This window comes from Actinoplanes teichomyceticus ATCC 31121, assembly GCF_003711105.1.
Classification (GTDB): domain Bacteria; phylum Actinomycetota; class Actinomycetes; order Mycobacteriales; family Micromonosporaceae; genus Actinoplanes; species Actinoplanes teichomyceticus.
In genome coordinates this window covers 3,544,398-3,558,095 of record NZ_CP023865.1, presented here as the reverse complement: position 1 = coordinate 3,558,095, position 13,698 = coordinate 3,544,398, and the positions used below count along the sequence as shown (strand labels likewise).

Here is a 13,698-nt window from a genome sequence, read left to right as displayed (position 1 = left end):
GGCCGCGGTCACACCGCGCCGTGCCCCGCCGGGAGGGTGCCGGGACGGGCCCGGTGCCGGCGGGTCTCGGCCTCGATGAACGCGACCAGCCGGGTGATCCCCTCGTCGATCTCCTCCGGCGACAGATAGCTGACCGACAGCCGGATCGCCCGGCGGCCACCGCCGTCCGGGTGGAAGTACCGCATGGGGGTCCAGATGACGCCGAACTGCTCGGCGGACCGGGTGAGCGCCGCGTCGTCGGCCTCGAACCCGACGGTCAGGCTCAGGAAGAAGCCGCCGCTGGGTTCGTTCCACCGCACGCCCAGCTCCGCGCGCCGCGCCGCGGGCAACCGGTCGGCGAGCCGGTCGAGCACCCGGCGCATGGCGTCGCCGTAGTGCCCGGCCGCCTTGGCGTTCAGCTCGGAGACCCGGCCGCCGGCCGCGAGCAGCGCGCCGGCCACCACCGCCTGGCTCAGCGACGAGGTGTTGACCGTCACCATGCTCTTGATCTTCGAGAGCTCGTCGGCGAGCAGGCCGGTCCGGCCGTCGTCGCCGACCACCGTCTGGTCGGCCACGGCGAAGCCCACCCGCGCGCCCGGAAAGATCGTTTTTGAGTACGACCCCAGGTGCACCACCGAGCGGCGGCGGTCCAGCGCCTTCAGCGTGCGCACCGGCTCGCCGGGGCTGACCAGCCGGTACGGGGTGTCCTCCAGGATCAGCAGATCCTCCTTCGCGGCCAGGTGCAGCAACCCGGCCCGGTCCGACTCGGACAGCGTGGTGCCGGACGGGTTGGCGTGGTCGGGCACCAGGTAGAAGGCTCGCGGCCGGCGCCCGGCGGCCCGCTGCGCCCGGATCGCCGCCGCCACGTTCTCCAGGGAGAAGCCGTCCGGCGACTCGGGCACCGGGCCGAGCGTCACGTCGAGCAGCCGGGCCACCCCGGTGATGCCCACGTAGCAGGGGCTGGGCACCAGCAGCACGTCCCGCGGGTCACGGATCAGCGCGCGGACGACCAGCATCATCGCCTCCTGCGCGCCGACGGTGACCACGATGGACTCGGCCGGCACGTCGATCCCCTCGTCCCGGCGCAGCGAGTCGGCGATGATCTCGCGGATCTGGCCGGCGGTCGGGCCGTACTGGTAGACCGCCGTGCGCACCTGCGCGGGCGAGGCGCCCTGGTCGGCCAGGTGGTCGAGAAAGCGGCGCAGGTGGGCGAGGACCTCCTCGGTCTGGAAGAAGCCGTCGTACGGGCGGCCCGGCGCGAACGAGATCGCCTCGGGATAGCGCAGGGTCACCTCGTTGAGGAAATTCATCGTGTCCAGAACCGGGTCCGAAATGCTCGGATGCAATTCCGACTTGCGCAGCGCAGACGATTCCACGGCGTTTCCTCCTGCCAACGGAGCTCCCGGTGCGGCCACGATCACACGCGCGGAGCCGGCGAAACAATCTGTCCAACTGACTGTCGACTGCGCCCGGCCGGCGGCGCGCCCGGAAAGCACACCGGCGACCGGCCGGCTCAGCGCCCGCCCAGCCCGGCGGCGGCCAGGAACTCGCCGCGCGACCGCGCGTCGTCGCGCAGCACGCCGAGCATGGACGAGGTGATGGTGTTCGCGCCGACCGCCTGCACCCCGCGCAACGTCATGCACAGGTGCTCGGCCTCGATCACCACGCCCACCCCGTTCGGCTCCAGCTCCTTGATCAGCCAGTCGGCGATCTGCTTGGTCAGCCGTTCCTGCACCTGGGTGCCGTGCGCGAACATCTCGACGACCCGGGCCAGCTTGGACAGTCCGAGGATGCGGGCGGCGGGCAGGTAGCCGACGTGCGCGACGCCGATGAAGGGCAGCAGGTGGTGCTCGCACACCGAGCGGATCGGGATGTTGCGGGCCATCACCAGCTCGTCGTAGCCCTCGTCGTTGTCGAACGTGGTGAGCTTGAACTCGCGGGCGGTGAGCAGGTCGGCGTACGCCCGGGCCATCCGGGCCGGGGTCTCCTGCAGGCTCTCCGGGCTCAGGTCGACGCCGAGCGCGTCGAGGAAGGTCGCCGCGGCCGCGGTCGCGGTCGCCAGGTCGGGCGCCGGCCGGGTGTTCCCGACGTGCTTCGCCGTGACGGTCATGCCTGCTCTCCTGCGGGTGAGGGGGACTGGCCGGCGCCGGCCGGGACGCCGTTCCAGGTGTCGTGGTGCAGCTTGCGCAGCCGCTCGTCCTCGTTCTGGGCGATGCGGGCACAGGCGTAGCGCAGCAGCGGCGGGGCCATCACCGAGGTGACGATGGCGACCAGGACGACGATCGTGTAGGTGGCGGTGTTCAGCACGCCCAGTCGCAGGCCGGTGAGCGCCACCACCACCTCGACCACGCCGCGCGAGTTCATCCCGGCGCCGATCGCCAGGCCCTCCCAGCGGGACAGCCGGCTGAGGCGGGCCCCGGCGTACGCCCCGGCGAACTTGCCGACGATGGCGATGGCCAGCACGAGCACCGCGGCGATCGCGACCTGCGGGTCGGCCAGCGCGGTCAGGTCCATCCGGAAGCCGGCCGTGGCGAGGAAGAGCGGCGCCAGCACGCTGAGCACGACCGTGCGCAGCGCCGCCAGCTTCGCCTGGTTCGCCGCCGCGGGCAGCCCGACCAGGATGCCCGCCACGAAGGCGCCGAAGACCGGCTCCATGCCCAGCGCCTGGGTGATCGCCGCGCCGGTCAGGACGACGACGACCGCGGTGACGATGCTGGAGCCGGATCCCTCGCCGCGGTCGGCCAGCCGCATGACGCGGCGGACCAGCGGCCGGCCGAGCAGAACCGCGAGGACGACGAAGCCGAGCAGGTAGGCGACCGCCTGGACGACGTGTCCGGTGGTGAGCCCGGCGGTCGCGGCCATCGACACCACGGACAGCAGGAACCAGCCGACCGCGTCGTCGATGGTGCCCGCCGCCAGCGTCATCTGGCCCACGTCGCGGTGCAGCAGCCGCATGTCGGAGAGGGTTTTGGCGATCACCGGGATGGCTGTCACGCACATCGCGACGCCCATGAATCCGGCGAAGACCAGCCGGTCACCGACCACGGCGCCGCTGAGCCAGCCGGCCAGCTGGTAGCCGACGCCGACCCCGAGAGCCAGCGGCAGCAGCAGGCCGCCCAGGCTGATCCGCGCGGCGGTGGCCTTGCGCCGCCGCACCATGGCGACGTCCAGGTGGGTGCCGGTGAGTCCGACCAGGAGCAGGATGCCGATCTGACCTACCGCGTCGAGCAGGTGCATCTGGTCGGTGCCGGGCGGGAAGACCCAGTCGGTCAGTCCGGGCAGCAGGTGGCCCAGCAGGGACGGGCCCAGGATGACGCCGGTGGCCAGCTCACCCACGACGGCCGGCATCCGCACCCGTTCCGCCAGGCGGGCCAGCAGGTGGGCGACCAGCAGCAGCGTCGCCACCGCGATCAGGAAAGCGAGCAGGGCATGGCCGCCCAGTGACGACGGCGGCGCTTCGAAGGACATCGGACGGCGCTCCTCACGATCGAACGGGCCGGTGCACGTCAGGTGCCGGACCAGCGCGGCGCCCGGCGCTCGGCGAACGCCCGGGGCCCCTCGACGGCGTCCGCGCTGGCGCGGCGCCGCTGCTCCCAGCGGTACGTGGCGGTGAAGGCGTCCGGCAGCGGCAGGTCGACCGAGCGCAGCGCGGCTTCCTTGATCGCCCGGACCGACAGTGGCGCGCTTGTGACGAGATCATCGACCCAGCCGTCCACGCAAGCGTCCAACCGCTGCGCCGGCACCACCTCGTTGACCAGCCCGAACCGGAGCGCGGTCGCCGCGTCGAAGCGACGGCCGGTCAGCAGGTAGCCCATCGCCGTCTTCTGCGGCAGCTGCCGGACCAGCCGGAACACGCCGCCGGCCCCCGGCACGAGCCCGAGCCGCACCTCCGGCAGCCCGAACACCGAGCGGTCCGATGCGATGATCAGATCGCAGGCCAGCGCGAGCTCGAAGCCGCCGCCGAGGGCGTACCCGTCGACGCGCGCGACCACCGGCTTGCTGAACCCGAACCGCTCGGTGAGCCGCGGCCAGCCGGGCTGGCCGCGGCTGCCGAAACTGGACCCCGGGGTGCCCGCCGCGTCGCGGCGGGCACGCTCCTTGAGGTCCTGGCCCACCGAGAACGCGCGGTCCCCGGCGCCGGTCAGCACCACGACCCGGATCCGGTCGTCGGCCTCGATGTCGTCCCAGATCCGCGCCAGTTCCTCGTGCATCCGCAGATCCATGGCGTTGAGCACGTCGGGACGGTCGAGCGTGACCCGGGCGACGTGGCCGGTCCTGTGGTACCGCACCCGGGCCGCGGTCACGCTGGACACCCGGTCGCGGCCGGATGCCGCCCGGCGGTCACGCCGACCGCTCCGCGAACCGGCCCACCTTGTCGATCACGTCGCCGGCGTGGATGCGCAGCGCCTGTTCGAGCGCGAACTCGGCCAGGTACACGCGCAGCGCGTCGAGCGGCTCCTCGGCCACGTTGATCATCCGCCGGTTGGCCACCACGGCGTCGCCGGACAGCCGGGCCAGGCAGCGCCGCACCGCCTCGTCCATCTCCTCCGGCGGCACCACCTCGTCCACCAGCAGGCGCGCATCCGGCTCGGCGGCGGCGATCCGGCGGCCGGCCAGGATGACCTGGCGCGACAGCCGGGCCCCGGCGATCCGGCCCAGACGCAGGTTGCCGGCGCCCGGGACGATCCCCTCCCGGGCCGCCGGCAGGCTCAGGTACGCGTCCGAGGCGGCCAGCACGTGGTCGAAGACCAGCAGCAGCTGGCAGCCGCCACCGATGGCGAACGTGTCGACAGCGGCCACCCACGGCTTCTCCACCGGCGGCGTCCACCGCTGCGGGTCGTCGTCGGACAACCCGCGCACCAGTTTGTGCAGGTAGCCCAGTTCGCGGCGGAGCAGGAAGCCGGTCAGCGAGATCCGGCCGGCGCTGATCGCCTTGAGGTTGATCCCGGCGCTGAACACCCGGCGGCCCCGGTACCGCGGGTGGCTCATCACGCCGCCGCGGACCAGGCCGATCCGTACGGCCGGGTCGAGCAGGGCCAGGTCCACGGCGGTCTCCATGTCGTCGACCTGCTGCTCGTCCTCGGCGTTGAGACAGTCGTCGCGGCACAGGGTGAGCTCGGCCACCTGCTCGTGCCGCTCCAGCCGGACCGCCTCGGTCTGCAGCACGCCGGTGCGCCGGAACTCCGCGAGCAGCCGCAACGCCCGCGGGGTGGGGCGCAGCATCGCCTCCATCAGGTGCCGGCCCGAGCGCGGCGACCGCAGCACCGCCCGCAGCAGGATGCCCTGGTCGATCTCCAGCCCCTCCTGGTCGGCCTGGGGGCGGGAGCGTTCCCGGGCCAGCTGCTGCGCGGTGGGCGCCAGGCCCGGGAACGCGTACGCCGCGGCCTCGGCCAGCTCGTCGATGCGCAGGAACCGGGTGCGGTCCTCGGTGAGCTCGTCGTAGACGCGGTCGGCGTACGCGTTCAGGAACCCGGCCCGCAGGCGGCGCGCCGCGTCGTGGGCGGCCGCCGCCTCGGCCCGCTGCTGCGCCGTCCGCCGGCTGGGCGGGGGCAGCGCCGCGATCAGCCGGTCGGCGCGGGCCGCGGCCTCGGCCAGGCGCTTGCGGTCGGCGCCGAGGTCGCGCGGCACGGCGGTCACCGTCATGACGCCGCCGCCCGGCGCAGGGTCCGGTCGCACGCGGCCAGGTGCGAGCCGACCGCCTCCTCGAAGCTGTGCTCCGCGGCGTCGAGCATCAGCTGCCGCCGGATGGCCAGCTCGGTGCCGGTGATGCCGGCCGCCGCGGCGGCGATCTCGGCGAGCGCCGGCTCGGGCCGGTCCACCACCACGTCGATCACCCCGGCCGCCACCGCCCGAGCGGCGTCGAGCGGGGTGCCGAGCAGGGCGGCCCGGCGCAGCCCGGCGGTGGCGCCCTGCCGGGCGAGCCGGTACAGCGCCATGCCCGGCCAGGTCGCGTCGCCGCTCACCGGGACGACCAGCCGGGCGCCGGCGACGGCGATCCGCACGTCGGTGGCCAGCAGCAGGTCCAGCGCCGCGCCGCCGCAGTCGCCGGTGGCCACCCCGGCGGTGAGCAGGCCGAGGCGCTCCAGCCGGCGGACGGCGCGCTCCCACTTGGTCGTCAGGCCGACGCTGAGGTCGCTCGTCCAGCCGGGAGCCGGGACGCCCGAGACGTGGACGGTCAGCAGCCCGGCGGCGTACCCGTCCTCGGCCCGATCACAGATGCCCAGCACCGCCTCGACGGTGGCCGGCGTGACCGGCTCGCTCCCGTCGATCCGCAGCACCAGGTCGTCGACGCCGGCCGCGGTCACCACTGGACCAGCGCCGTTTCGATGGTCGAGCCGGGGCCCATGGTCATCAGCACTCCGTAGTCTCCGGGGCGGGTGACGCCCTCCTCGACCAGCCGCTCGTAGGAGAAGAGGAACGAGCCGCTGGAGACGTTGCCGTAGTCGCGCAGGATCCGGGTGGTGTGCCGGACGTCGTGGCGGGTCAGTCCGAGATTGACCACGACCGCGTCGATCACCTTCTTGCCGCCGGAGTGCACCAGCCACTGCGCGATGTCACGGCGGCGCAGGCCGGTGCCGGCGAGCAGGCGGTCCACCACGGTCTCCGCGTTGGCGCCGACGACGTACGGGATCTGCGGGTCCAGGAAGAAGCTGAACCGGCCCAGGTCGCTGTCCCAGTCGTAGCGCATGGCGTCGATCGCGTCGGTGATCAGGAAGCTGGCGAACTTGAGGATCCGCGGTCCGGGCCTCGACTGCCCGGGAGCGTCACTGATCAGCGCCAGGGCGGCGGCGCCGTCGCCGAAGAGGCTGTTGACCACCGCGGTGCGCATGGTGCCGTCCAGGGCGTACGCGGCCGAGCACGCCTCGGTGCACAGGACCACGCCGAGCTCGCCGGGGTGGGCGGCGGACCAGCCGGCGACGACGTTGAGCGCGTTGAGGCCGGCGTTGCAGCCCATCCCCACGATGTCGGAGCGGCTGCAGTGCGGGTCGATGCCGAGTTCCTTGATCATCAGGGCGCTCAGGCCCGGGGTGAGGAAGCCGGTCGACGTCACGCAGCACAGGTGCCGCAGGTCGGAGAGGGAGGCGCCGATGTTCTTGAGGCAGGCCTGCAGCGCCTGCCCGCCCATCTCGACGGCGAGGCGCTTGTGCTTGGCCAGCAGCGCGCCCTGCGGCTCGGGGCGGCGCACGCCGGACGCGTCGGGCTCCGGCAGGGTGAGGCGGCGGGTGCCGATGGCGCTGTTCAGGTAGATCGAGCGGATCTTCGGGTCCTCGATGCCGAGAAGATCCAGCAATGCCGGCTGGGAGACCGTCGTCCCGGCGACGGCGGTGCCCACCCCGACCATCCGGGAGATGGCCGGCGGGATGCCGACGGGCGAGGCGGAAGCGCGTTCGAGGGTGGCCGTCATCGGTACATCCACCCCCACATCCGGCGCTTACTGCGTACCAGTTCCTTGACCTTTTCCGCGGACATCGCTGACCTCCGAGAATCTTTCGAAGAACCGACACCGCGACGGTATGGACGCCAATTCATGGACGTCAAACCGCGTCCAACCGCCCGTCCCGGGATCGGCTGCGGAATCGGCGACACGCCCGCCGCGGGATGATCAGTGGCTGTATCGCCGCAACCCGGAACGGCTGCGCAGATTCAGCTTCCGATAGATTTTCGTGAGATGCTGCTCGACGGTGCTCACGGTGATGAACAGGCGCTCGGCGATCTGCCGGTTGGTGTTGCCGGCGGCGGCCAGCGCGGCCACCCGCTGTTCCGCGTCGGTGAGCCTGGCGCCGTCCTCGGCTCCGCGGTGCGCCGCCGCGGGCTCCGCCGGGTCCGGGCCGGCGTGCGGCGGCACCGGCGTGGCCTCCCGCTGATCCGGCGCCGGTTCCCGGACCGCGGCCGGGGTCCGGTGGCCCGCGTCCACCCGGTCCGCGGCCGGTGGCGGCGACGGCCGGGACACGTCCAGCCCGGCCGGCCCGGCGGTGATCCGCCCCGCGTCGACGCCCCAGCGCGCGGTCAGGTCCAGACACGACCGGGTGTGCCTCAGCGAGCTCTCCGGGTGGCCCATGGCCAGGTGGTACCAGCCGAGCGCCAGCAGGTACGGCAGCGCGAACGGCGTGTCGAACATCGCCGGTGGCACCGGGACCGCCAGGTACGACCGGGCGGCATGGGTGTCGCCCAGTTCGGTGCTGGCCCGCACCGCGACCGACAGCGGCAGGCCCGCCACCACGCCCCACGCCGGTGGCGGAACGGCGTCGAACACCTCCCGGATGCCCCGCAGGGCGCCCGCGCTGTCGCCGGCCCGGAGCATGGCCACCGACTCGATCGTCTGGATCATCACCCGCCGCATCGGCGTCCGGTGGATCCACTCCTCCTTCAGCAGGCGACCGCACCAGGTGATCGCCTCCTCCAGCCGGCCGGACTGCACCAGGACGACCAGGGCGTACAGGGCGGGAGTGAGCGGGGCGCCGGCCCGGATGCCGAGCAGCATCTCGGTGCGATCGGCCGCCACGCTCTCGGAGGCCAGGCTCGCCGCCGAGCTCAGGTAGGTGACCACGGCCATCGGACCGGATCGCGCCAGCGGCGAGCCGCCGGACGGGGTGTGCTCGTCGCAGATCTCCGTCCCCCCGGCGGCCCGGCTGAAGATCGCCCACAGGTGAGCGAGGCTGGAGTCGCCGCACTCCTCGTCCCCGGCCAGCCGCAGCAGCTCGTCGGCCTCGGCGAACTCGCCCCACCAGAGCAGCTGGTTGACCGCGATCAGGGTGTCGGGGCCGGTGAACCGGCCGGCCCGCGCGTCCTGGCTCAGCTCGCCCAGGCGGCGCGCCGCCCGGCTGGGGTCGGTGTGCCACTGCGCCTCGGCGAGCAGCACGCCCGCGTGCGCCCGCTGCGTCTCGTCGGAGCTGGCCGCGACGGCATGTCGCAGGCTCAGCACCGCGCTGTCCACGTCGCCGGCGGCCAGCGCCTCGCGGGCCGCCTCCGACAGGATGACCACCCGCCACGGCGCCCGGCCGCCGTCCTGCGCGGCGATCAGGTGCTCCGCCACGGCGCCGGCCGGCGCCCCGCTCTGATGCAGCAGCTCCGCGGCGCGCCGGTGCATCTCGGGCAGCTGCGGCACCGGGATGCCGGCCAGCACCGCGGCCCGGGTGTGCGGGTGCCGGAACCAGTCGTGCTCCAGCAGGCCCATCTCCCGCAGGTCGCGGATGCTCTCCTCGATCAGGGCGGCGTCCACACCGCCGAGCTCGGCGACCAGCTCCGGCGCCGCGTAGTCGCCGAGGACCGCGATGGCCTGGGCCACCGCGGTGGTCGACGGCGCGCACCGGTGCAGGCTGCGCAACACGGCCTGGCGGAAGTTGGCGCCCGGCTCGCACACGCCCGGGCCGGAGTCGGCGAGATCGTCGATCAGGGCCTGCAGGATGAGCGGGATCCCCCCGCTGACCTGCACGCCGAATTGCACGGACGCCCGGTCGGGCACGCCGCCGAACCGCTCGCTCAGCCGCTCGGCGACCTCGGTGGAGGTCAGCGGGGTGAGCCGGATCCGGTAGCAGAACGGCAGGTGCAGCATCTCGGCGCGCAGACCGGCCATGTCACGCTCGTACGAGGTGCTCTCGTTGAGCACCAGCACCACACCGCTCGACTCGATCCGCCGGATGAGGTAGCTGACGGCCCGCAGCGACTGCTCGTCGACGAAGTGAACGTCGTCGATACCGACGAGCACCGGCCGGTCGCCGGCGAACTCCCGGATCGCGGCGCCCACCCGGTCCATCATCACGAAGAAGTTCTCGCCGCAGTCCATGCCGCCCGGGAACGGCTCGGCCATCCCGGCCGCGCACATCGACCGGATCAGGCGGTCCAGCACGCCGAACGGGTGCCCGCGCTCGCGGGCCGAACCGGTGACCACGAACGACCAGCCGCCCCGGCGGCCGGCACGCGCGGCCATCGCCTGCAGCAGCGCGGTCTTCCCGGTGCCCACCGCGCCGCTGACGAGCAGCACCGCACCTTCGCCACGCGCTGATGCCCGGTGAACCTCGTCGAACAGGAGCAATTCCAACTGATGTTTACGCAGTGTCACGGGCCCCCCCGGCCGAGCAATCCCGCTACCACACGAGATCGAACCCTACCGAAGCGCCCCGAACGAAGGAAAGGCCGATCACTATCGGACAACCGACGATTTTCCGCAGCTCAGAACCCCTCCCCCGGGGGACGGAGCGAGCTCAAAGTTGCCTGTGACATAGTTCAGCCCACGACTTCAAAAACTTTACGACTGTGATATAGCCCCTTGTCGATGGCCTATTGGTGGGACACCCGGCGCCGGCCGAGGCTTGCCGCCGTGTCCAACCGCCGGTTCCGGCCGGTTGGACACGGCGGCGGAAGCAGGCGGTCGGACAGGACGGCAGAACCCAGGCGGCCGGGCGGGGCGACAGAAGCCACGCGGTCGGACAGGCGGCAGAACCCAGGCGGCCGGACAGGACGGCAGAACCCAGGCGGCCGGGCGGGGCGACAGAAGCCACGCGGTCGGACAGGCGGCAGAAGCGGCCCGATCCGGCACGGCCGCAGAAGCGGGCCGGTTCGCCGGAACGGCAGAAGCGGCGCGGTCCGGCACGGCCGCAGAAGCGACCCGGCGCGGCACGGTGGCAGAAGCGAGACGGTGGACGCCGCGGCCCCGGCACCGGGCGGCACGCTGGGGATGCCGCAGCCGGGGCCGGCGCCCGTACTGTCCGGGCGCGGCGCGCGGTCAGCTCGCCATCCGCTCCTCCGGGCCGACCCGGCTGGCGAAGTCGGCCCACAGGTCCGCGAACTGGCGAGCCAGGTCGGCCACCGCGTCGGCGCAGTGCGGCGGCAGGTTGTCGACGATGGCCTCCCACTCCTTCGCCCAGCGGGTGTGCAGGCTCAGAAGGCGGAGCAGGTTACGGCCGGTATCGGTGTACCGAAGCGCCGGGTCGCTCATCAGCCGGTTGATGACGACGGCGTGGTCGGGGACGGGTTCCGGCCGGTCTCCGGAGCGGATCAGGTTCAGCGGGCGCCGGTCCCGGCCGCCCTTCACCCCCACCGGCGCGGCGTCTCGCGGGCGCCGGTTGGGCACCAGCTCAGCGCCGCTGAGCAGCCGATTGCGGACGTCGCGGGCCGTCTCCGGAGAGATCGCCGCGGCTTTGGCCACCTGCCGCAGCGACAGGGCGGGATTCTCGGCCATCAGCCGCCCGGCAAGCAGCCGGCCCGCGCTGCAGTCCAGCGGGCGGACCCGGCCGTCCTGACCGATCCGGCTGGCCTCGGGCGCCGAGGTGCCGGCCACCCGCCGGCGGATGTCGGCCACCGTGCTCGGCGAGATACCGGTCACCGCGGCGACGCGGCGGTCCGACCACTGCGGATGCGAGACGGCGATGCGTTCGGCCGCGCGTTTGCGGTCGGCCAGGGCCAGCGGCAGGCCGTGCGAGACGTTGAGCCACACCGACATCACGAACGCCTCGTCGTCGGAGCCGTCGAAGAAACGACCGGCGATCGTCGTCTCCCCACGCCGGAGGGCCGCCTGGATCCGGTGCGAGCCGTCGATGACCCGCATGGTCGGGCGGTGCACCACGATCGGCGGCAGTTCCCCCTGCGCCGCGACCATGGCCTCCAGGTGCACCGGATCGCCCCCGGCGAGCCGGGGCGATCCGCCGAGGCTGAGTGAACTGATCTCCATCTCCATGATGGGCTGCCGGTTGAGGGCCTCTTCGTCAGGTGTCAATGCAGCTCCTAAGCTGGTGACGCGCGCGCTGGAGGCACCGCCGACACGCACGTGCGTGCGGGCGGCCCCGATGAGGGCGGGCACGACAGGGAGCCCAGCCGGCTCATGCGGTACGCCTTGCGGGCCTCGACGCCGGGCTACCGCCGCTCCGGGGAACGACGGTGCGTGCGATTCGAGGCCCGGGACCGGCGACCGGCTTGGGCGGGTCCGCGCAGCGCGGTACGCGGCATGGCCGAGACCGTCGGTCCGGCCTGCCGGCACCGCAGGCAGCGGCGCACATGAGCCTGGTGGGCGAACAGGAAATTGAACGCTCGGCTGTTATGGCGTTCCGTATGCGAGCGCGAACCGGTAGCCGGTCCACAGCGACCACGGCGGTGATGCGGGTCGCGTCGTCTTCAGGCGGACAGCCCATCCGGAATCAGCCAGTGACCATGACTCTTCTCCCCGTGCTCGACGCGAACATGCTGCGCGGTTCGAGAGCGCGGCATGGTGGGTAGATCGTCTTCCAGCGGCACGAAATTAACATCGCTTTTCAGCGCTCTGTAACCCCTGTCTCACGCAGCGACACCGGCCCCTAACCCCTAGCCCGGAATGCCAATCTCACTACCCTTTGTGCCCAATGAACCCACCGGGTGCGATCATGCAGTCATCGCCGGAAGTCCTTCATCCACTCCTCTGAGCAGGGCATACAGGCCGGTCCGCGCGGGGCCGAACGGCCCGCTGACACGCCGGGCGATCATGCGGTGGACGGGCCGGCCGCCACAGCTCACACCGCGGCGGGAACGTGTCGGAATTCACCCGAGGGCACGGCCGGCTCCCGCCCCAGGAACGCGGGCAGGCTCGCCACGATGTCGGCGATCTCCCGGATGTCGGCTTCCGGCAGCGCCTGGTCACCGTCGCACAGAGCGGTCTTCGGCTCCGGGTGGACGTCGATGAGCAACCCGTCCGCGCCCACCGCGATCGCCGCGCGGGTCAGCGGCACCACCAGATCGCGGCGGCCGCCGGAGTGCGACGGATCCACGATCACCGGCAGGTGGGAGAGCCGCTGGGCGACCGGCACCGCGCTGATGTCCAGCGTGTTACGGGTAGCGGTCTCGAACGTCCGGATCCCGCGCTCACACAACACGATGTTCAGATTGCCGCGCTGCGCGATGTACTCGGCGGCGCTGAGCCATTCCTCGATCGTGGCGCTGAACCCGCGCTTGAGCAGCACCGGTTTGCCGGCCGACCCGACCGCCTGCAGCAGCGCGAAATTCTGCATGTTCCGGGCGCCGATCTGGAGCATGTCGGCGTACGACGCGACCATGTCCACACTGCCGGGATCGATCACCTCGGTGACCACGGCGAGCCCCGTCTCGGCCCGCACGTCGGCCAGGATGCGCAGGCCCCGCTCCCCCAACCCCTGGTAGGAGTACGGTGAGGTCCGCGGCTTGAACGCCCCGCCGCGCAGCATCGAGGCCCCGGCCGAGCGCGCCATCCGGGCCGCCTCCAGCGTCTGCTCCGGGGACTCCACCGCGCACGGCCCGGCGATCACGGTCAGCGTGCCGGGACCGATCGGCACGCCGCCGGCCCGGATCACCGAGCGCGCCGGGTGGTGCTCCCGGCTGACCAGCTTGTACGGCACCGACACCCGGATCACCCGCAGCACGCCCGCCAGGCTGCCCAGGTTGAGCGCCTCGAAGTCGGCCACGTCGCCGACCAGGCCGACGATGGTCCGGGACAGCCCGCGGCTGACGAACGCCTGCCCGCCCACCGACTCGACCAGCCGGACGACCGCGTCCACATCCGCCGAAGTGGCCTCCGGCGCCATCACAACGACCATGACAGTCTCCTTCTCTCGCATCAGATGACGCGGCGGGCCCGGAACCGGCCGAGCCGGCCGCGATGGACGTGCCCAGGACAGACCCGGGTACGGAGATCGGCCGCGGTACCGGTGCCCGGACAGCGACTCGCCGCGGCGTCGCTGCCGCGGCGAGTCGGTCCCAGCGTGCCGGTCAGACGGGTGC

General features: G+C 72.9%; 10 protein-coding genes. All 10 read right to left on the bottom strand.

Annotated features, from left to right (window positions below):
* Positions 1-8: 8 nt before the first annotated feature.
* Positions 9-1,355: an aminotransferase-like domain-containing protein gene (locus tag ACTEI_RS15700; protein ID WP_239082751.1), complete on the bottom strand. Its 1,347-nt coding sequence runs from the start codon at positions 1,353-1,355 to the stop codon at positions 9-11.
* Between the two features lie 137 nt (positions 1,356-1,492).
* On the bottom strand, positions 1,493-2,089 hold the full coding sequence (gene folE / locus ACTEI_RS15695; protein WP_122978348.1) for a GTP cyclohydrolase I FolE: 597 nt from the start codon (positions 2,087-2,089) through the stop codon (positions 1,493-1,495).
* Entirely contained in the window at positions 2,086-3,447 is a 1,362-nt protein-coding gene (locus ACTEI_RS15690) for a cation:proton antiporter (protein WP_122978347.1), read from the bottom strand. Before ACTEI_RS15690 ends, folE begins: the two co-directional genes overlap by 4 nt.
* A 38-nt stretch (positions 3,448-3,485) precedes the next feature.
* Positions 3,486-4,283: an enoyl-CoA-hydratase DpgD gene (gene dpgD / locus ACTEI_RS15685; protein ID WP_122982173.1), complete on the bottom strand. Its 798-nt coding sequence runs from the start codon at positions 4,281-4,283 to the stop codon at positions 3,486-3,488.
* Between the two features lie 37 nt (positions 4,284-4,320).
* Entirely contained in the window at positions 4,321-5,622 is a 1,302-nt protein-coding gene (gene dpgC / locus ACTEI_RS15680; protein WP_122978346.1) for a (3,5-dihydroxyphenyl)acetyl-CoA 1,2-dioxygenase DpgC, read from the bottom strand.
* The gene (gene dpgB, locus ACTEI_RS15675; protein ID WP_203723866.1) at positions 5,619-6,284 is read right to left on the bottom strand and encodes an enoyl-CoA-hydratase DpgB; all 666 of its coding nucleotides are present in this window, start codon (positions 6,282-6,284) and stop codon (positions 5,619-5,621) included. Before dpgB ends, dpgC begins: the two co-directional genes overlap by 4 nt.
* On the bottom strand, positions 6,281-7,384 hold the full coding sequence (dpgA, locus tag ACTEI_RS15670) for a 3,5-dihydroxyphenylacetyl-CoA synthase DpgA (protein ID WP_122978344.1): 1,104 nt from the start codon (positions 7,382-7,384) through the stop codon (positions 6,281-6,283). Before dpgA ends, dpgB begins: the two co-directional genes overlap by 4 nt.
* 198 nt (positions 7,385-7,582) lie before the next feature.
* Positions 7,583-10,039 (bottom strand): helix-turn-helix transcriptional regulator, encoded by a 2,457-nt coding sequence (locus tag ACTEI_RS15665; RefSeq protein WP_122978343.1) that lies wholly within the window; start codon positions 10,037-10,039, stop codon positions 7,583-7,585.
* Between the two features lie 663 nt (positions 10,040-10,702).
* Positions 10,703-11,776, bottom strand: coding sequence for a ParB/RepB/Spo0J family partition protein (locus ACTEI_RS15660; protein WP_203723867.1), 1,074 nt, complete (start codon positions 11,774-11,776; stop codon positions 10,703-10,705).
* 682 nt (positions 11,777-12,458) lie between these two features.
* The gene (gene aroF / locus ACTEI_RS15655) at positions 12,459-13,514 is read right to left on the bottom strand and encodes a 3-deoxy-7-phosphoheptulonate synthase (RefSeq protein ID WP_122978341.1); all 1,056 of its coding nucleotides are present in this window, start codon (positions 13,512-13,514) and stop codon (positions 12,459-12,461) included.
* Positions 13,515-13,698 lie beyond the last annotated feature (184 nt).